The 18180-nt window shown below is 71.3% G+C and carries 19 protein-coding genes and 1 tRNA gene; 7 read left to right on the forward strand and 13 right to left on the reverse strand.

Translation table 11 applies throughout. From position 1 onward, the window contains the following. Positions 1 to 22 precede the first annotated feature (22 nt). From nhaA to AB0J97_RS20745, 3 genes are all read left to right on the forward strand, one after another. Positions 23 to 1819: a Na+/H+ antiporter NhaA gene (nhaA, locus tag AB0J97_RS20735; RefSeq protein WP_357698877.1), complete on the forward strand. Its 1797-nt coding sequence runs from the start codon at positions 23 to 25 to the stop codon at positions 1817 to 1819. Positions 1820 to 1869: 50 nt separating this feature from the next. Next, positions 1870 to 2343: a hypothetical protein gene (locus AB0J97_RS20740; RefSeq protein ID WP_364090989.1), complete on the forward strand. Its 474-nt coding sequence runs from the start codon at positions 1870 to 1872 to the stop codon at positions 2341 to 2343. An 84-nt stretch (positions 2344 to 2427) separates the two neighbouring features. Continuing rightward, entirely contained in the window at positions 2428 to 2706 is a 279-nt protein-coding gene (locus AB0J97_RS20745; protein ID WP_357698882.1) for a hypothetical protein, read from the forward strand. 20 nt (positions 2707 to 2726) lie between these two features. On the opposite strand, the gene AB0J97_RS20750 is transcribed toward AB0J97_RS20745, so the two are convergent. After that, on the reverse strand, positions 2727 to 3182 hold the full coding sequence (locus AB0J97_RS20750; protein WP_357698885.1) for a hypothetical protein: 456 nt from the start codon (positions 3180 to 3182) through the stop codon (positions 2727 to 2729). A 46-nt stretch (positions 3183 to 3228) separates the two neighbouring features. Between AB0J97_RS20750 and AB0J97_RS20755 the strand changes: the two genes are divergently transcribed. Together AB0J97_RS20755 and AB0J97_RS20760 are read left to right on the forward strand one after the other, a co-directional pair. Beyond that, positions 3229 to 4200 (forward strand): YafY family protein, encoded by a 972-nt coding sequence (locus tag AB0J97_RS20755; protein ID WP_364090994.1) that lies wholly within the window; start codon positions 3229 to 3231, stop codon positions 4198 to 4200. Positions 4201 to 4322: 122 nt separating this feature from the next. Then, positions 4323 to 5627 (forward strand): PHB depolymerase family esterase, encoded by a 1305-nt coding sequence (locus tag AB0J97_RS20760; RefSeq protein ID WP_364090997.1) that lies wholly within the window; start codon positions 4323 to 4325, stop codon positions 5625 to 5627. 84 nt (positions 5628 to 5711) lie between these two features. Here AB0J97_RS20760 and AB0J97_RS20765 read toward each other — a convergent pair. Both AB0J97_RS20765 and AB0J97_RS20770 read right to left on the reverse strand, forming a co-directional pair. Further along, positions 5712 to 5784: transfer RNA gene (locus AB0J97_RS20765), tRNA-Ala, on the reverse strand. Positions 5785 to 5850: 66 nt separating this feature from the next. Continuing rightward, the gene (locus AB0J97_RS20770; RefSeq protein WP_364091000.1) at positions 5851 to 6762 is read right to left on the reverse strand and encodes a TetR/AcrR family transcriptional regulator C-terminal domain-containing protein; all 912 of its coding nucleotides are present in this window, start codon (positions 6760 to 6762) and stop codon (positions 5851 to 5853) included. Positions 6763 to 6916: 154 nt separating this feature from the next. On the opposite strand from AB0J97_RS20770, the gene AB0J97_RS20775 reads away from it, so the two are divergent. Beyond that, positions 6917 to 8104 carry an FAD-dependent monooxygenase gene (locus AB0J97_RS20775; RefSeq protein WP_364091003.1) on the forward strand — a complete coding sequence of 396 codons (1188 nt, stop codon included), beginning with the start codon at positions 6917 to 6919 and terminating at the stop codon, positions 8102 to 8104. Between the two features lie 9 nt (positions 8105 to 8113). Here the strand turns inward: AB0J97_RS20775 and AB0J97_RS20780 are convergent, their stop codons facing one another. The 3 genes from AB0J97_RS20780 to nadD form a co-directional block, all read right to left on the reverse strand. Then, positions 8114 to 8743 (reverse strand): histidine phosphatase family protein, encoded by a 630-nt coding sequence (locus AB0J97_RS20780; RefSeq protein ID WP_357698895.1) that lies wholly within the window; start codon positions 8741 to 8743, stop codon positions 8114 to 8116. Then, positions 8740 to 9135, reverse strand: coding sequence for a ribosome silencing factor (gene rsfS / locus AB0J97_RS20785; protein WP_357698897.1), 396 nt, complete (start codon positions 9133 to 9135; stop codon positions 8740 to 8742). Before rsfS ends, AB0J97_RS20780 begins: the two co-directional genes overlap by 4 nt. A 91-nt stretch (positions 9136 to 9226) precedes the next feature. Further along, complete coding sequence (nadD, locus tag AB0J97_RS20790) at positions 9227 to 9844, reverse strand: nicotinate-nucleotide adenylyltransferase (RefSeq protein ID WP_357698899.1); 618 nt, start codon at positions 9842 to 9844, stop codon at positions 9227 to 9229. A gap of 87 nt (positions 9845 to 9931) precedes the next feature. Between nadD and AB0J97_RS20795 the strand changes: the two genes are divergently transcribed. Beyond that, positions 9932 to 10963 carry a M48 family metallopeptidase gene (locus tag AB0J97_RS20795; protein ID WP_357698901.1) on the forward strand — a complete coding sequence of 344 codons (1032 nt, stop codon included), beginning with the start codon at positions 9932 to 9934 and terminating at the stop codon, positions 10961 to 10963. A gap of 21 nt (positions 10964 to 10984) precedes the next feature. Here the strand turns inward: AB0J97_RS20795 and AB0J97_RS20800 are convergent, their stop codons facing one another. The 7 genes from AB0J97_RS20800 to rplU all read right to left on the reverse strand — a co-directional run bounded on the left by AB0J97_RS20800 (position 10985) and on the right by rplU (position 18151). After that, positions 10985 to 13024, reverse strand: coding sequence for a protein kinase (locus AB0J97_RS20800; RefSeq protein WP_364091008.1), 2040 nt, complete (start codon positions 13022 to 13024; stop codon positions 10985 to 10987). A 91-nt stretch (positions 13025 to 13115) separates the two neighbouring features. Next, positions 13116 to 13292: a hypothetical protein gene (locus tag AB0J97_RS20805; protein WP_357698905.1), complete on the reverse strand. Its 177-nt coding sequence runs from the start codon at positions 13290 to 13292 to the stop codon at positions 13116 to 13118. 50 nt (positions 13293 to 13342) lie between these two features. Next, positions 13343 to 14626 carry a glutamate-5-semialdehyde dehydrogenase gene (locus AB0J97_RS20810; protein ID WP_364091012.1) on the reverse strand — a complete coding sequence of 428 codons (1284 nt, stop codon included), beginning with the start codon at positions 14624 to 14626 and terminating at the stop codon, positions 13343 to 13345. A gap of 10 nt (positions 14627 to 14636) precedes the next feature. After that, on the reverse strand, positions 14637 to 15758 hold the full coding sequence (gene proB / locus AB0J97_RS20815) for a glutamate 5-kinase (RefSeq protein ID WP_357698909.1): 1122 nt from the start codon (positions 15756 to 15758) through the stop codon (positions 14637 to 14639). 329 nt (positions 15759 to 16087) lie between these two features. After that, entirely contained in the window at positions 16088 to 17440 is a 1353-nt protein-coding gene (gene obgE, locus AB0J97_RS20820; protein WP_364091017.1) for a GTPase ObgE, read from the reverse strand. 135 nt (positions 17441 to 17575) lie between these two features. Then, positions 17576 to 17833, reverse strand: a complete 258-nt coding sequence (gene rpmA, locus AB0J97_RS20825) for a 50S ribosomal protein L27 (protein WP_012893687.1) — start codon at positions 17831 to 17833, stop codon at positions 17576 to 17578. Positions 17834 to 17848: 15 nt separating this feature from the next. Then, positions 17849 to 18151, reverse strand: coding sequence for a 50S ribosomal protein L21 (rplU, locus tag AB0J97_RS20830; protein ID WP_357698913.1), 303 nt, complete (start codon positions 18149 to 18151; stop codon positions 17849 to 17851). Between the last annotated feature and the right edge of the window lie 29 nt (positions 18152 to 18180).

An 18180-nucleotide genomic window follows, 5' to 3' on the forward strand; every position in this document is an offset into this window, starting at 1 on the left:
ATCTCCGGGGGGAGATCTGACGATGTTGCGGGCGTTCTTCAAGACAGAGGCGGGCAGCACGAGCGTGCTGCTCGTGGCCACCGCCCTGGCCATGCTCTGGGCCAACTCGCCGTGGTCCGGCACCTACGAGGCGTTCTGGCACCTGCCCATGGGCATCTCGTTCGGCGACGCGGAGTTCTCCCTCGACCTGCGCCACTGGGTCAACGACGGCCTGATGAGCGTGTTCTTCTTCGTGATCGGCCTGGAGGTCTCCTACGAGGTGCGCCTCGGGCAGCTGCGGGACCGGCGGCTGATCGCCGTGCCGGCCGTGGCCGCCCTCGGCGGCATGCTCGTGCCCGCCGCCGTCTACCTCGCGCTCAACCTCGGCGGCCCCGGCGCGGGCGGGTGGGGCGTGCCCATCGCCACCGACACCGCGTTCGTGCTGGGCGTGCTGGCCGTCGTCGGCGCGCGTTGTCCCGACCCGCTGCGGGCGTTCCTGCTGACGCTGGCCATCGTGGACGACGTGCTGGCCATCATGATCATCGCCATCTTCTACACGACGAGCCTGCAGCTCACCGCGCTCGTGGTGGCCGTCGTGCTGCTGGCGGCGATCGTGCTGCTGCGCCGGCTGAAGATCTGGCGGGCGCCGGCGTACATCGCGCTCGGGTTCGGGTTGTGGGTCGCGACGCTGGAGAGCGGCATCCACCCGACGCTCGTCGGCATCGCGCTCGGCGTCCTCGTCTTCGTCTACGCGCCCAGCGACCAGAAGTTGCTGCTCGCGGGCGAGGCCGTCCAGGAGTTCACCACCGAGCCGAGCGCGCGGGCGGCCAGGGAGGCCACGCGGCGCGTCCAGCGGGCCGTCTCGGTCAACGAACGGCTCCAGCTCCGCCTGCATCCGTGGAGCAGCTACGTGATCGTGCCGGTGTTCGCGCTGGCCAACGCCGGGGTGCGGCTCGACGGCGAGACCCTGCGGGCGGCCCTGACCTCGCCCATCTCCCTCGGGATCGCGCTGGGGCTGCTGCTCGGCAAGTTCGCCGGGATCTCGCTCGGCACGTGGCTGCCGCTGCGGCTCGGCTGGGGCATCCTGCCCGGGAACCTGGTGTGGGGGCAGTTGCTGGGCGGCGCGGCGGTCTCCGGGATCGGGTTCACGGTGGCGCTGTTCATCGTCGACCTGGCCTTCGACGACCCGGCCGTCCAGAGCCAGGCCAAGATCGGCATCCTGGCCGGGTCGCTGCTGTCCGCCGCGATGGGCTGGGTGATCTTCCGGATGGCCTGGGACCGTGGTGGCGTCTGCGCGCCTCCCGAGGCCGAGCCCGACGAGGAGCTGCCCGACGTGCTGTCCGTCCCGGTCGGCCCGGAGGATCACGTGCGGGGCCCGGCGAACGCGAAGGTGACCATCGTCGAGTACGGCGACTTCGAGTGCCCCTACTGCGGCCGTCTCCACCCGGTCCTGGACGAGATCCTGCGCAAGAACCCCGACGTACGGCTCGTCTTCCGGCATTTCCCGATCCGGTCGTTGCATCCCCGGGCCGCGTCCGCCGCGATCGTCGCCGAGGCCGCCGCCGACCAGGGGCGGTTCTGGGAGATGCACGACATCCTCTACGACAACCAGCGCTTCCTCACCGACGCCGACCTCGAACACTACGCCGCCGAACTCGACGCCGACCCCTGGGGGGACGTGGCCGGGCACACCTCACGCATCGCGCTCGACGAGGCGTCCGGCAAGGAGAGCGGCGTACGCGGCACCCCCACGCTGTTCCTGAACGGCCGCCGTCACAAGGGCGGCCTGGACCTGCAGTCGATCAGCCGCGCGGTGGAAGAACTGCGCGAATCCCCGTAACGTCGCCCGAGTCCCCTTCTGGCTGGAGTCGCCCAATGAGTTTCCTCAACATGCTCACGAATCTGCTCCCCACCCTCCTGACCGCCCTGCTGCTCGTCGTGGGCGTCGTCGTGATCGGGATGAACAGGCGGCACGTGGGCCGCGCGGCCGTCCTCGGCATGTCGGGATGCGGGCTGCTGCTGATCGGCACGCTGATCAACCTCGTGCTGAGCCTGCTGACGCAGATGCTGATCGAGTCGTACGGCAGCAGCATGATGGCCGTCCTGCCGTTCGCGTACCTCATCTCCTCGCTCTTCCACCTGGTCGGCATCGGGCTGCTGATCTGGGCCGTCGTCGCGCGCCGGAACGCGCCGCAGCAGCCCCCGGCCGGCTGGCAGCAGCCCCCGCAGCAGTACCACCAGCCGTACCAGCAGCCCGCCCCCCAGCCGGGCCCCCAGGCCGGTCCTCAGGCGGGTCCCCAGCCCGGTCCTCAGGCCGGTTGGCAGCCGCCGCAGCCTCCCGGGGGCGATCAGAGCGGTTACTGAGCCTTCCGACGTCTGGACGGCATTTCACCGGCAAGTATGACAATGTCGGCGTAACCCACCTCCAGCGCCGCGTCTGAGGGGATCATGAAGCGAGAGCCGCAGGAGCCGGATCCGAACCAGACCGTCATCCACCGCGTCCCCCATCCGGAGCAGACGTCCCTGCCCCCGCAGGGCCCGCCGGACGCGCCGTACACGCAGAGCCTGCCCTACACCCCGGACATGCTCCCCGACGTCCCCCTGTACGAGCCCACGCCGCCCCCGAAGTCGGCCTGGCGGTGGGTGATCCTGGTGGGCGGGCTCCTGCTGCTGGTCGCGGTGCTGGCCGTGGGCACGGTCCTGTGGGTGCGCGGCCAGGCGCCCTGAGGCCCGCATGAAGCTCCGGGTCAGGACGTGCGGGTGAAGTCCATCGTCCAGTTGGTCTCCCAGGTCTCGCCCTCGTCCGCCGAGAACGACTGCTCCCACCTGGCCCGGTGCTCGTCCACGACGGTCCAGAGGAACCGGCAGCGCACCGGCCGGCCCTCGTGGGTCTCCTCGCCGTGGAACTCGCCCCGGTTCCCGGTGAACGCGCCCACCATAGGCCGGGTGTCCAGCGTGCCGCTCGCGCTGCTGGCCCAGTAGATCGACCACTGCCCCGTCCGGGGGTGGTGGACGCGTACGGTCATCCCGTGCCATCCCTTGGTCGGGAAGGCGATCTCGTCGACGCTGGCCGCGCCGTCGAAGTGCCGGGTCGCGACCGACCGGCCGGGGAACTCGTCCCATTCGTCGCTGCCGGACAGCGGCTTGACGAGCCTGCGGTTCAGGACGTCCCAGGTGCCTGCGAGGAAATCGAAGTCGTTCATGTGAGCGAACGTACGGCCGGGTCACTGACATGTAGTGTCAGTGACCGTGCGCGCCTCCCGCCTGGTCTCGATCCTGCTGCTGTTGCAGACGCGCGGCCGCATGACGGCCCACGACCTGGCCGAGCGCCTGGAGGTCTCCGTACGCACCATCTACCGCGACATGGAGTCCCTGCACACCGCCGGCATCCCCCTCTACGGCGACGCCGGGCCCAACGGCGGCTACCAGCTCCTCGCCGGCTACCGCACCCGGCTCACCGGGCTGACCACCGACGAGGCCGAGTCGTTGTTCCTGGCCGGGCTGCCGGGCCCGGCGGCCGAGCTGGGCCTCGGCGCGGTGGTGACCGCGGCCCAGCTCAAGCTGATGGCCGCGCTCCCTGTCGAGCTGCGCGACCGCGCGGGCCGCATCCAGGAGCGCTTCCACCTCGACGCGCCCTCCTGGTACCGCGACGCCGAACCGGTCACCTACCTGCCCGCCGTGGCCGACGCCGTGTGGAACGAGCGGCCCGTCCAGGTCACCTACCGGAGGTGGAAGGCGCCCCAGGAGGTGGAGCGGCGGCTGGAGCCGTACGGGCTGGTGGTCAAGGCGGGCCGGTGGTACCTGGTGGCGCGCTGCGGCGAGCACGTACGCACCTACCGCGTCTCCCAGATCCTCGACCTGCACGCACTCCCCGGCACGTTCGCCAGGCCCGAGGGCTTCTGCCTGGCGGACTACTGGCAGGGCTACCTGGCCGAGTTCGAGGCCAGGCTGAGGCGCGGCGAGGCGGTGGTCCGGCTGTCGCCACGCGGCCTGGAACGCCTGCCCGACCTCATGACGCCCGGCGTCGCCGCGGCGGCGCGGGAGACCGCCGAGCCGCCGGACGCCGAGGGCTGGACGCGGGTCACCGTGCCGATCGAGTCGATGGAGCACGCGCTCGGTGAGTTCCTGCGACTGGGCACCGACGCCGAGGTGCTGTCCCCGGCCGCGCTGCGCGAGGCCCTGGGCGCGGCGGCGGCGGAGCTGGCCCGGCGCTACGCCTGACGGAAACTTTCACGCCCCCTTCTCGGCCCGCGCAGGTCAGAGCCCCGCCGAGGGACCGGCCGTTGTCACGCCGAAAGTTTCTCTTCATACTCGCAATATTTCAGGCGAACGAGAGGAACCCGATGAACCTGAGAGCTCGACTGGCAGGCGCCGTGATCGCCATCGCGGCGCTCGCCGTCGCGGGCCTGATCACCGCTCCTCCGGCCGCCTCGGCGCAGCTCACCGAGGTGACCGGCTTCGGCACCAACCCGACGAACCTGCGCATGCACCTGTACGTCCCCGACGGCGTCGGAACCCGTCCGCCGGTGCTGGTCGCCGTGCACTACTGCACCGGCTCCGGCCCCGCCTTCTACTCGGGCACCGAGTTCGCCTCGCTCGCCGACCGCTACAAGTTCATCGTGATCTACCCGTCGGCGACCAGGAGCGGCTCCTGCTTCGACGTCTCCTCCCCGCAGGCGCTGCGGCACGACGGCGGCAGCGACCCCGTCGGCATCGTGTCCATGGTCCGGTACGTCCAGCAGCGGTACGCCACCGACCCCGCCCGCACGTACGTGACCGGCGCCTCCTCCGGCGGCATGATGACGAACGTGCTGCTGGGCGACTATCCGGACGTGTTCCAGGCAGGGGCGGCGTTCATGGGCGTGCCGTTCGGCTGCTTCGCCACCACCGACGGTTCGAGCTGGAACAGCGCGTGCGCGAACGGCCAGATCACCAAGACCCCGCAGCAATGGGGTGACCTGGTACGAGCCGCCTACCCCGGCTACACCGGCGCTCGCCCGCGCATGCAGGTGTGGCACGGCACCGAGGACTCCACCCTGCGCTACCCGAACTTCCAGGAGGAGATCAAGCAGTGGACGAACGTCCACGGCCTGACCCAGACCCCGAGCCTCACCGACCAGCCCCAGCCCGGCTGGACCAGGACCAGGTACGGCGGCACGGGAACGACCGCCCAGGTCGAGGCGGTGAGCGTCCAGGGCGTCGGGCACAGCCTGCCCACCGGCGGGATGGCCGCGGCCGCCGTCGCCTTCCTCGGCCTGACCACCGGCGGCCCGACCCCGACCCCGACGCCCACCCCGACGCCCACGCCCACGCCCACGCCGACCACGAGCCCGCCGGGCGCCTGCCGCGTCTCCTACACCACCAACGCCTGGAACACGGGCCTGACGGCGGCCGTCACGATCACCAACACCGGCGCCTCGACCCTGTCGTCATGGGCGCTGGGCTTCACGCTGCCCCCGGGCCAGACCGTCACCTCGGCCTGGAACGCCACGGTCTCCCCCGCGGCCGGCCAGGTCACCGCCAGGAACGTCGCCTACAACGCGACACTCGCGCCCGGCGCGTCGACGTCGTTCGGATTCCAGGCGACGCACACCGGCAACACGAACGCGCCCGCCGCCTTCACGCTGAACAACAGCCCCTGTAACTGACCGTTCGTCCTGGGAGCCGTTCAAGGGCCGAGCCCCACCGGGTTCGGCCCTTGGAGGCCACTCGAACCAGGGAAAGAAACTGTGTGGAGCTATGGGGATTCGAACCCCAGACCTCCTCCATGCCATGGAGGCGCGCTACCAACTGCGCCATAGCCCCTGGTCACCGCTTCGGGTCCACCCGTTGCGGCGCTCCGAGAGCATATAGCCATCCGCGCCCTTTCGCCTAATCGCCCGACCGCCGTCCCGCTTGCGCCCGTGCCACCAGCACGGCGAGCCCGTCGAGCTGCCTGCGCAGCCCGAACTCGAAGACGGAATCCAGGTCCAGTTCGAGGCCGGGCGCGGTGACGACCTTGGCCAGCGTGGGATAGGCCCCGGAGCTGAGCAGTTCCCCCAGTTCTCCCTCGTGCTCGCTCATCCACTCGTCCTCGGTGACCCCGGTCTCGGTACGCGCCTGCAACTCCGCCTCCAAGCTGACGGCGTTGCCCCGGATGAAGTTCACCAGCGCCACGACGGCGTGCAGCATGGTGCCCGCGTCCAGGCCGAGCCCGTCCAGGGCGCGCAGCAGCCGCTCGGTGTGCGCCATGCCATGCGGTACGAACTGCGGCCGGGTCAGCGAGACCGCCTGAGCCAGCCACGGATGCCGCAGATGCACCCGCCACAACTGCCTGACCTCCAGCTCCAGCTGCGGACGCCAGCCACGCGGCACCTGCCCCGCGGGCGGCTCCTCGCCATGGACGGCGTCCGTCATGAGCAGGACGAGCTCGTCCTTGCCCGCCACGTGCCGGTACAGGGACATGGCCGAGACGTCGAGGTCGGCGGCCAGCCGGCGCATCGACACGGCGGCCAGCCCCTCCCGGTCGGCGACCGCGACCGCCTGGCGCACGATGCGCTGCCGGGTGAGGTCCTGCGCGGCCCGCCGTACGGGCCCGGCGACGACGGTCCCGACGCCCGGCACGGCCCGGGTGAGCCCGTCCTCGCGCAGCCTGCCCAGGGCCTTGGTCGCGGTGGCCATCGCCACCCCCCACTCCCGGATGATCTCCCGGGTCGACGGCACCCGGTCCCCCGGGGCCAGGTCGCCGCCGGTGATGCGATCGCGCAGTTCGTCCGCGATGCGCAGATGGACGGGCCGGTCCACGGCCACCCCTTTCCCGCACTAGTGCACCAGGCGCGGCACCCCTGACGGCACCTCACCGCCGCACTAGTGCGCCGGGCGCCCCTCTTGCCTGCTCCGAAACCCGAACCTACGGTACGCGTACAACGTACAGAGCGCACTATCAAGGGAGGCCACCGTGAAGGCCGTACTCATCTCCGGCGGCGGCGTCGCCGGGCCCACGCTCGCCCACTGGCTGGCCCGTCACGGGTTCCGGCCGACCGTCGTCGAGCGCGCCCCCGCCCTGCGCACCGGCGGCCAGGCCGTCGACTTCCGCGGCGTCCCGCAACTGGAGGTCCTCAGGCGCATGGGCGTGCTGGACACGATCAGGGCCGCCCAGACCGGAATGGGCGACATCGCCATCGTCGACGGCGACGGCAGACGGCTGGCCGGGCTGCCGTCCGAGGTGTTCAGCGGCGAGGTGGAGATCCTGCGCGGCGACCTGACCCGCATCCTGAACGAGGCCGCCCCCGCCGAACGCCTCTTCGACGACTCGATCACCTCCATGACCGAACGCCCCGACGGCGTGCACGTCACCTTCGAAAAGGCCGCGCCCCGCACGTTCGACCTGGTCGTGGGCGCGGACGGCATCCGCAGCAAGGTACGCGAGCTGGCCTTCCCCGCCACTCCCCTGCGCCATCTCGGCTTCTACGGCGCGATCTTCTCCGTCCCCGGCACGTACGGCCTGGACCATGACGGCCTGATGCACAACGTGCCGGGCCGCTGCGCCACCATTGTCAGGACGAACGGACACACCAGGGCAGCGCTCGACTTCGCCACACCCCCGCTCGACCTCGACCACCGCGACCAGGCGGCGCAGCGGGCCCTGATCGCGCGGGCGTTCCGGGGAGTGGGCTGGCAGGTGCCGTCGCTGGTGGCGGCCATGGAGACAGCCGAGGACTTCTTCTTCTGGCAGGCCGCCCAGGTCGTCCTGCCCCGCCTGTCGTCCGGCCGGGTGGCGCTGGTCGGCGACGCCGGGTACGCCCCCGGCCCCGGCGGCATGGGCACCGGGCTCGGGGTGGTCGGGGCGTACGTGCTGGCCGCCGAGCTGGCCGCCGCCCCCGACGACCATGCGGCCGCGTTCGACGCCTACGAACGGCGGATGAGGCCGTACGTCCAGGTGTGCCAGAAGCAGGCCGAGGGGGCCGACAAATACCTTGTGCCGGGCACGCGGTCGCGGATCTGGCGGCGGAACCAGCTGATGCGCATGCTGCCGTACCTGCCGGGCAAGGGCATGGTGAAGCGGATGACGGAGAAGGCCGCGAGCGCCATCACGCTGCCGGAGCACACCCGGCAGGGCGCCCGCCGCCCCGCGCGGCCGGCCTGAGCCGGTCGGCTACACGACCGCTTCGGGGCGGTCGTCGCTGCTGATGGGCTCGGGAAGGGTGCCCGCGTTGTGTTCGAGCAGCCGCCAGCCCTGGCGGCCCTCCTGCAGGACCGACCAGGAGCAGTTGCCCAGCCCGCCCAGCGTCGGCCACAGCTCCTCGGGCAGGCCGAGCAGCTCGCAGATGCCGAGGCGCAGAGCGGCGCCGTGCGAGGCGACGACCAGGAGCCCGTCGTCGTCGAGCCGGGACGCCCACTTGCGCATGGAGGTCGCCACCCGGACCGCGACCTCGGAGACGGGTTCGCCGTCGGGGGCCTCCCAGGCGACGTACTCCTCGGGCCAGCGCGCGGCGATCTCGTCGCGCGTCAGCCCCTCCCACTGACCGCCGCCGCGTTCGCGGAAGTCCTTGTCGACGCTCACGTCGAGCCCGACGAGCCGCCCGAGCGCCAGGGCCGTGTCATGGGCGCGCTGGAGGTCGGAGGAGACGATGAGGGTGGGCCGCAGCGAGGCCAGCAGCGAGGCCGCCCTGGCCGCCTGCGCGACGCCGGTCTCGTCGAGCGGGATGTCGGAATGCCCCTGGAAGCGGTGCTCCACGTTCCACAGGGTCTGTCCGTGGCGGAGGCAGACGATCCGCCTGCTCAACTGCGGGCCCGCTGCATGTTGGCGAGCATGACGCTCTCCGGCAGGCTGATGGCCGGGCAGTCCTTCCACAGGCGCTCGAGCGCGTAGAACGTGCGGTCTTCCTCATGCTGGACGTGCACGACGATGTCGATGAAGTCGAGCAGCACCCAGCGGCCCTCGCGCTCGCCCTCGCGGCGCACGGGCTTGGCGTCGGCCTCGGTGCGCAGCCGGTCTTCGATCTCGTCGACGATGGCGCGGACCTGGCGGTCGTTCGTGGCTGAGCAGAGCAGGAAGGCGTCGGTGATGACGAGCTGCTCGCTCACGTCATAGGCGAGGATGTCATCGGCCAGCTTGTCGGCCGCGGCCTCGGCGGCGATCTGGACGAGCTGAACGGATCTGTCGGATGCGGTCACGATGCGGGTCTGTCCTCCTGTGTCGGCAGCATGCCCATATACCGAGGGTACCCTTCCAGGCCGAAACCCCTCACCCACGGCACGGAGAGCTTCAGCCTTCCCCGTGATACAACCCTCGTTTGTTGATGTACTGCACGATTCCGTCGGGTACCAGATACCAGATCGGCTCCCCCTTGGACACCCGCTGACGGCACTCCGACGAGGAGATGGCCAGCGCGGGAATCTCCAGGAGCGTCACCCTGCCCTCGGGCAGCCCCGGATCGTGCAACGTGTGCCCCGGACGCGTGCAGCCCACGAAGTGCGCCAGCTCGAACAGCTCGTCGGCGTCCTGCCAGCCGAGGATCGCGCCGAGCGCGTCGGCGCCGGTGATGAAGTACAGGTCCACCTGCGGGCCGTAAACGGTGGAGATGTCGCGCAATGTGTCAATGGTGAAGGTGGGGCCGGGGCGGTCCACGTCGACCCGGCTCACGGAGAAGCGGGGGTTGGAGGCCGTCGCGATGACCGTCATCAGATAGCGGTCCTCGGGGGCCGACACCTCGCGTCCGGACTTCTGGTACGGCCGCCCGGTCGGCACGAACACGACCTCGTCGAGGTCGAAGTGATGGGCGACCTCGCTTGCTGCGACCAGGTGGCCGTGGTGGATGGGATCGAACGTCCCACCCATCACACCTACCCGCCGCTTCCCCTGGATACCAGGCGCGTTCATCATGAATCGGACCTTACGTGGACGTCGTACCCGAACATGATGGCACCCCCCTTGGTGATGTCCGCGCATCCCCTCCGTTGCGGACGTAGCATGCCGGGCATGACGACCACCCCGGACCGCAACCGCGTCCAACTGCCCGGCATCTCGTCCCGTGCCTACGAACACCCCGCAGACCGGTCCGCCCTGGTCGCTCTGCGTAAGTTGAGTGGGTTCGACACGGTTCTCAAGCAGATGTCCGGCCTTGTAAGTGAGCGCCGACTTCGCCTGATGTATCTGGCGTCGTCCGTGCGCGTCAGCGAGACCCAGTTCCGTGCGCTGTACGACATGGGCCGCGACGCCGCCTACACCCTCGACCTGCACCGCATCCCGGAGATCTACGTCCAGCAGGACCCGCAGGTCCAGGCCAAGGCCATCGGCTTCGACGACCCGTTCATCGTCGTCACCACCGGCCTGCTCAACCTCATGGACGAAGAGGAGCAGCGCTTCGTCATCGGCCACGAGACCTCCCACATCCTGTCGGGTCACGCGGTCTACCGGACGATGCTCGACATCCTCACCCGCCTCGCCACGCGCGTCGCCTGGATCCCGCTCGGCTACATCGGGTTGCGCGCGATCGTCGCGGGCCTGGAGGAGTGGTATCGCAAGTCGGAGCTCTCCTCCGACCGCGGCGGCCTGCTGACCGCCCAGAACCCCGACTCGGCCAAGCGCGCGCTGATGAAGCTCGCCGGCGGCGCCTACACCCACGAGATGAACATCGAGGCGTTCCTGGCGCAGTACCAGGAGTACGACACCGCGGGCGACCTGCGTGACGGCTTCCTCAAGGTGCTCAACCTGCTCGGCACCACCCACCCGTTCGCCGTGGTGCGCGTGGCCGAGCTCGACAAGTGGCAGCGCAGCGGCGAGTACGACCGCATCATCGGCGGCGACTACCCGCGCCGCGAGGACGACGCCAACGCACGGGTGACCGACGAGATCAAGGCGGCGGCCGAGTCCTACCGCGCCTCCTGGTCGCAGTCGCAGGACCCGTTCATCGGCGTGCTGCGCGACGTGGCCGAAGGGGCGGTGAACGCGGGCGAGCGCATCTTCAACCGCTTCTCGCGCCGCGACGGCGGCCAGGGCTGACCGGCCGGCCGTCCTCGCCGTCTACAGCAGAAGGGCGATCGCGCGCACGGCGGCCGCGCACAGGGCGACGAACCCGCCCAGCACGGCCAGTGCGCGTAGCCCTTCCCTGCGCAACTCCGGCAGCTTGCCGCCGATCCGCTCGATCTCGCGCCCGGTGATACCGCCGCACAACATGCCGAACACCACCGCCGCGACCGTCACGGGCGCCGGCTGCTGCCACCAGTCGGAGTCGATCTGACCGCCCCCGGTCACCCAGAGCGCGCCGCCCGACGCCACCGCGACGGGCACCCCCGGCCACACCACGGCGGTCGCCGCCGCCCCGGTCAGCGCGAACGGGAACAGCAACACGCGCAGCGCGATCCGCATGCGACGCGCGCTGCGCTTCCTGACCAGCCAATGACTCATCCAGAGCGTCCTGGTCAGCACCACGAACGCCGTGGTGATGGCGATGGAGGCGATCGGCCAGATCACCGACGTCACCACGCACGGCACCGCCAGCACCGCGAGCAGCAGCAGAGCGGTGTTGCCCGCGGGCAGCGTGGTCGGCGACTCGGCCCTGAGCCTGCCCCGCCGGCCGCCGTCCTGTGACCTGCTCCGCACGGCCGCCGTCGCCCGCGCGCGCGGGCCCGTCTTGGGCTCCGCGCCGGTCCTGGACCGGGACGCGGCGGCCTTGCCGTCGGTGCCGGTCCTGCCCCTCGGCGGCGGAACCGCGCCGTCGGCCCTGACCCGCGTCCCGTCGGCGCCGGTCCTGGCGCGCGTTCCGTCCGCTGCGGTTCTGGCGCGGGGGCCGGGGGTAGAGCCGTCGGTGCCCGTCCTGGCGCGGGTGCCTTCCGTTCCCGTCCTGGCGCGGGGCCCGGGGGCGGCTTCGGCGCCGGTCCTCGCGCGCGTTCCGTCCGCTGCGGTTCTGGCGCGGGAGCCGGGGGTCGAGCCGTCGGCGCCCGTCCTGGTGCGCGATCCGGGGGCCGCGCCGTCCGTGCCCGGCCTGGGGCGCGTGCCCGAGGCGGCGCCTTCGGCCCGGCTCCTCGCCGCCGGCGGCTCGGTCCGGTTCCTGGGTACGGGCGGCTTCCCGTCCACGCCGGTACGCGTGCGCGGCACGGGCGTCTTGCCCTCCGTGCCCGTACGGCCGCGCGGCACGGGCGTCTTGCCCTCCGTGCCGGTCCGGCCGCGTGGCGCGGGGATCTCGGCCGCCGCGCCGTTCGCCCGGCTCCGCTCCCTCTCGCCCCTGGACGCCTCCTCGGCGGCCGCGGGCGCGTCGCCGTCGGGGCCGCTGGTGGCCTTGGCCAGCCGGGAGAGCCGGTCGGCCAGCAGCGCGGCGGTGGGCCGCTTGCCGGGCTCCCGGTTGAGCGCGGCCCGCACCAGCGGCAGCAGCGCCACCGGCACGCCCTTGAGGTCGGCCTGCCCGTTCAGCACCGCGTACATCTGCGCCTCGGCCGTGCCGCGCCCGAACGTGGGCCGCCCGGTCGCCGAGAACGCCACGGTGGCCGCCCAGGCGTGCACGTCGGCGGGCGAGTCGACCTGCTCGTCGGCGAAGATCTCCGGCGCGGTGTAGCCGGGCGTGCCGAGGAACGTGCCGGTCATGGTGAGCCTGGTCGCATCGAGCACCTGCGCGATGCCGAAGTCGATGAGGACCGGCCCCTCGGTGCCCATGATGATGTTGCCCGGCTTCAGGTCACGGTGCACGACCCCGGCCGCGTGGATGATGGCCAGCGCCGCCGCGATGCCCTGCGCCATGTGCACGAGCTGCCCCAGGTCGAGCGGCCCGCTCTGGCGTACGCGCTCCAGCAGCGTGACGCCCTCGATGTGCTCCATTACCAGGTACGGCCGGGCACAGCTCAGATCGGCGTCGAGCACCTTGGCCACGTAGGGGCTCTCGACCCTGCGCAGCGCGCGCACCTCACGTTCCAGCCTGACCCGGGACATCTCGTCCTCGGTCAGGTCGTGGAGGACCTTGAGTGCGACCTGCTCGCCACGGCGGGTGGTGGCGAGGTAGACCTCGCCCATCCCTCCTCGGCCGAGCCGCTCGACCAGGCTGTACGGCCCGACCTTGCCGAGCTTGCTCACCGTCCCTCCCCGCCCGGCGCGCCCATAAGGGACACAACCCTAGCGCTGGGACGACAGTTGACGTCCGCGGCGCGCCGGAGCCGTTGAACCTTTATCGGTGTGAACGGTCGGAGAGCATGCTGTCGAACTCGGCCGTGGGTTCCTCGGACAGGGCCTTGCGCCCCTTCCTGCGCCAGTTGACGTGACCGCGGCGCTCCAGCCAGAGCAGCAGGCGGTCGGCGCCGAACAGCACCGCGGCGGAGAAGACAAGGGCGACGACAATTTCCATGACACCCAGTCAACCCAGGCCGCGGGCCACCGGTCAGCCCGACACGCCGACTAACCGCAAGCCGGGCCGGGCACCACGGTGCCTTCTGACGTGCGCAGATGCCCTTCTCCTGTGTAGACCCACTTGGTGGAGGTCAGCTCCGGCAGGCCCATCGGCCCGCGCGCGTGCAGCTTCTGCGTGGAGATGCCGATCTCCGCGCCGAACCCGAACTCGCCCCCGTCGGTGAACCTGGTCGAGGCGTTCACCGCCACGGCCGCCGAGTCGACGAGCGCGACGAAGCGGCGGGCGGCCCGCTGCGACCGGGTGACGATCGCGTCGGTGTGCCCGGAGCCGTAGCGTCGGATGTGGGCGACGGCGTCCTCCAGCGAGCCGACGACGGCGGCGGCGATGTCGAGTGACAGGTATTCGGTGAAGAAGTCGTCCTCGGTGACCGGCACGACCTCCCCGAAACCGGCGATCCGCTCGTCACCGTGGACGGTCACCCCCGCCTCGGCCAGCGCCCGCAGCGCCCTGGGCACGAACGCGTCGGCGACCCCCTCGTGCACGAGGAACGTCTCGGCCGCGTTGCACACCGACGGCCGCTGCGCCTTGGAGTTGACCAGGATCTGCACGGCCAGGTCGAGATCGGCCTCCGCGTCGACGTAGACGTGGCAGTTGCCCACGCCGGTCTCGATCACCGGCACCGTGGACTCCTCGACCACCGAGTTGATCAGCGCCGCGCCGCCGCGCGGGATCAGCACGTCGACCAGCCCGCGGGCGCGCATCAGCTCCTTGACCGAGTCGCGCGTCCGGCCCGGCACGAGCTGCACCGCGCCGGCGGGCACCTGGGTGCCAGCGAGCGCGTCCTGCATGATCCGCACCAGCGCCGTGTTGGAGGAGTAGGCGCTCGACGAGCCCCTCAGCAGCACCGCGTTGCCGCTCTTGAGGCAGAGCGCGGTGGCGTCGACCGTGACGTTGGGACGCCCCTCGTAGATGATCCCGATCACGCCCAGCGGCACCCTGACCTGCCGCAGCTCCAGCCCGTTGGGCAGCGTGCTCCCCCGGACGACCTCGCCGACCGGGTCGGGCAGGTCGGCCACCTCCCGCACGGCCTCGGCGATGGCCCCGATCCTGGCCTCGTCGAGCCGCAGCCGGTCGACCATCGCCTCGGACGTGCCCTGGGCCCGCGCCCGCTCGACGTCATCGGCGTTGGCCTCGACGATCTCCGCCGCGTGCGCGACCAGGGCGTCGGCGATCACCCGCAACGCCCGGTCCTTCGGCGCCCGCGGCAGCGGGGCCAGCTCGGCGGCGGCCTCTCGTGCCGCGCGGGCGACCTTCAGGAACTCCTCGGACATCGCGTGCTCCTCACTGGTGATGGCCTTCCAGTATGACGATGTCGTCCCGGTGAATCAGCTCGCGTTCATATTCCGGACCGAGCGTGCTGGCCAGCTCTCTCGTGGAGCGTCCGAGCAGCCCGGGGATCTCGGCGGCGTCGAAGTTGACCAGGCCGCGCGCCACCACCCCGCCCTGCGGAGCACACAGGTCGACGGGGTCGCCCGCGGCGAACTCGCCCTCCACGGACGTCACGCCGGCGGGCAGCAGCGACTTGCGGCGGCCCACGATCGCCTCGACCGCCCCCTGGTCGAGGTGCAGCCGGCCGCGCCCGGTGGTGGCGTGGGCGAGCCACAGCAGCCGCGTGCCGGGGTGCCGGCCGCCGGGGTGGAAGTAGGTGCCGATGTCGGCCCCGGCGAGCGCCTGGGCTGCGTGGGCGGCGGCGGTGAGCACGACCGGCACGCCCGCGCCCGTGGCGATCCTGGCCGCCTGGACCTTGGTCACCATGCCGCCGGTGCCGACCGCCGCGCCGTTCCTGCCCAGCTCGACGCCGACCAGGTCCTCGGGGCCGCGGACCTCGGCCAGCCGGCGCGAGCCCGCCCGGCTCGGCGGGCCGTCGTAGAGGGCGTCGACGTCGGACAGCAGCACCAGCGCGTCGGCGTGGGTCAGATGGGAGACCAGCGCCGCGAGCCGGTCGTTGTCGCCGAACCTGATCTCGTCGGTCGCGACCGTGTCGTTCTCGTTGACGATCGGCACGATGCCCAGCTCCAGCAGCCGGGCCAGGGTGCGCTGGGCGTTGGCGTGGTGGGCGCGGCGCATCATGTCGTCGGCGGTCAGCAGCACCTGGCCGACGCGCAGACCGTAGCGGGCGAAGGAGGAGGTGTAACGCGCGACCAACACCCCCTGGCCGACGGAGGCGGCCGCCTGCTGGGTGGCCAGGTCGCGTGGTCGCGCCGACAACCCCAGCGGGCCGAGGCCCGCCGCGATCGCTCCCGAGGAGACCAGCACGATCTGCGTCCCGGCACGCCGCCGCGCCGCCAGGACGTCGACGAGGGCGTCAACCCGGTCGACGTCGATCATGCCCTGGGGGGTGGTGAGCGAGGAGGAGCCGACCTTGACGACGACCCTCGACGCTGAGCTGATCTGTTCCCGCACGCCTGGCAGCCTATCCGAGCCCGCCCCCCACCCCAGGCCCCCTTCACCCCAGGCAGAACCCCACGACCGACCGCCCGCACCACCGCCGACCGCCCACACCACCACGGTCCGACCGCCACTGCACCGCCGTCCCGCCACCGCCGCACCGCAGCGGGACCGTCACCGGACGGCGGCGCGACCACCAGGCGGCTGTCAACCTCAGACGGCCGTCCGAGCCACGCCGCTGTCTACCCCAGACGGTCGTCCAAGCCGCGCCGCTGTCTACCCCAGACGGTCGTCCAAGCCGCGCCGCTGTCTACCCCAGACGGTCGTCCAAGCCGCGCCGCTGTCTACCTCAGACGGTTGTCCGAGCCACGCGGACCCTGCCGCACCGACTCCGCGCTGAGCGTCGGCTGCCAGTCGAAGACGTACCCGCCCTCCATCGGCCCGATGACCACCTCGGCCCCGGCCTTGGCGCCCGCTTTGACCAGTTCTTCTTCCACACCGAGCCGTTCGAGCCGATCGGCCAGGTAACCGACGGCCTCGTCGTTGCTGAAGTCGGTCTGCCGGATCCACCGCTCCGGCTTCTCACCGGTGACCTGGAACATGTTCTCGTTGACCCGCCGCACCTTGAACCCGGCCTCACCGAGCTGCTTGGGCCTGATCACCAGTCGGGTGGGCTCCTCGACCGGCTTGTTGGCCCTGGCCGCCGCCACCCACTCGCCCATCGCGTACGTGAGCTCCCGCAGCCCGTCGTGCGTGGCCGCCGAGATGACGAAGACCTGCAGCCCCCGCTCCTCGAACTCGGCCCTGACCATGTCGGCCAGCTCCCGCGCGTCGGGCACGTCGGCCTTGTTCAGCACGATCATCCGCGGCCGGTCCTCAAGCTTCCCGTACGCCCGCAGCTCGGCCTCGATCACCTCGTAGTCGCTGATCGGGTCGCGTCCCGGCTCCATGGTCGCGCAGTCGATGACGTGCACGAGCATGTCGCAACGCTCGACGTGGCGGAGGAACTCGTGCCCGAGCCCCTTGCCCTGCGAGGCCCCCGGGATCAGGCCGGGCACGTCGGCGACGGTGAACACGTTCTCGCCGGCCGTCACGACCCCCAGGTTGGGGATGAGCGTGGTGAACGGGTAGTCCGCGATCTTCGGCTTGGCCGCGCTCAGCGCCGCGATCAGCGACGACTTGCCCGCGCTGGGGAACCCGACCAGCGCCACGTCGGCGACGCTCTTGAGCTCCAGCATGACGTCGAGCCCGTCACCGGGCTCCCCGAGCAGCGCGAACCCGGGCGCCTTGCGCCTGGATGTGGCCAGCGCGGCGTTGCCGAGCCCGCCGTGGCCGCCCTGGGCGATGACGTACCGGGTGCCGGCTCCCACGAGGTCCACCAGCACCTCACCCGTGCCGGCGTCCTTCACCACGGTCCCGTTCGGGACGACGAGGATCACGTCGTCGCCGTTGGCGCCGTCGCGGTTGGAGCCCTGCCCCTGCTTGCCGTTGTCGGCGCTGCGGTGGGGACGGCGGTGGTAGTCCAGCAGCGTCGCGGTGTTGGGATCGACCTCAAGGATCACGTCGCCACCGCGGCCGCCGTTCCCTCCGTCGGGGCCTCCGAGCGGCTTGAACTTCTCCCGGTGGATGGAGGCACACCCGTTCCCCCCGTCACCGGCCTTGACGTGCAGGACCACCTGGTCCACGAAGTCCGGCATCCAGCTCTCCTCCATCAGCCCACCAGGGCATACAAGATCAACTACAACAGGGCGCCCCCGCAGGGCCCCAGAAAACGCCTAAGGGGTGGATCGACAGGCGATCCACCCCTTGAAGCAACACCGAAGCGAAGCTGATTACTCCGCGACGGGAACGATGCTGACGGCGCGACGACCGCGCTTGACGCCGAACTGCACGTGGCCGGCGGCCAGCGCGAACAGCGTGTCATCGCCACCGCGGCCGACGTTGTCGCCGGGGTGGAAGTGGGTGCCGCGCTGGCGAACGATGATCTCGCCCGCGTTCACCAGCTGGCCGCCGAAGCGCTTGACGCCCAGGCGCTGAGCATTGGAGTCACGGCCGTTCCGGGTGGACGACGCGCCCTTCTTGTGTGCCATCTCTCAAACTCCCGATCAGGCCTGGTCGATACCGGTGATCTTCACCTGGGTGTACCGCTGACGGTGACCCTGGCGCTTCTTGTAACCGGTCTTGTTCTTGTACTTGAGAATGCGGATCTTCGGGCCCTTGGTCTCACCGAGGATCTCGGCGTTGACCGTGAACTTGCCCGCCTCGGTGGTCACATCGCCGTCGTTGACGACGAGCACCGTCGGCAGCGTAACCGAAGAGCCGACCTCGCCGGCGACCTTGTCCACCTCGAGGACGTCACCGACGGAGACCTTCTGCTGCCTGCCGCCGCAACGAACGATCGCGTACACCGCGGAACCCTTCTACTGACTCGCTGTTG

It is taken from the genome of Nonomuraea sp. NPDC049607 (genome assembly GCF_040675375.1).
In the GTDB taxonomy this organism is placed as follows: Bacteria; Actinomycetota; Actinomycetes; order Streptosporangiales; family Streptosporangiaceae; genus Nonomuraea.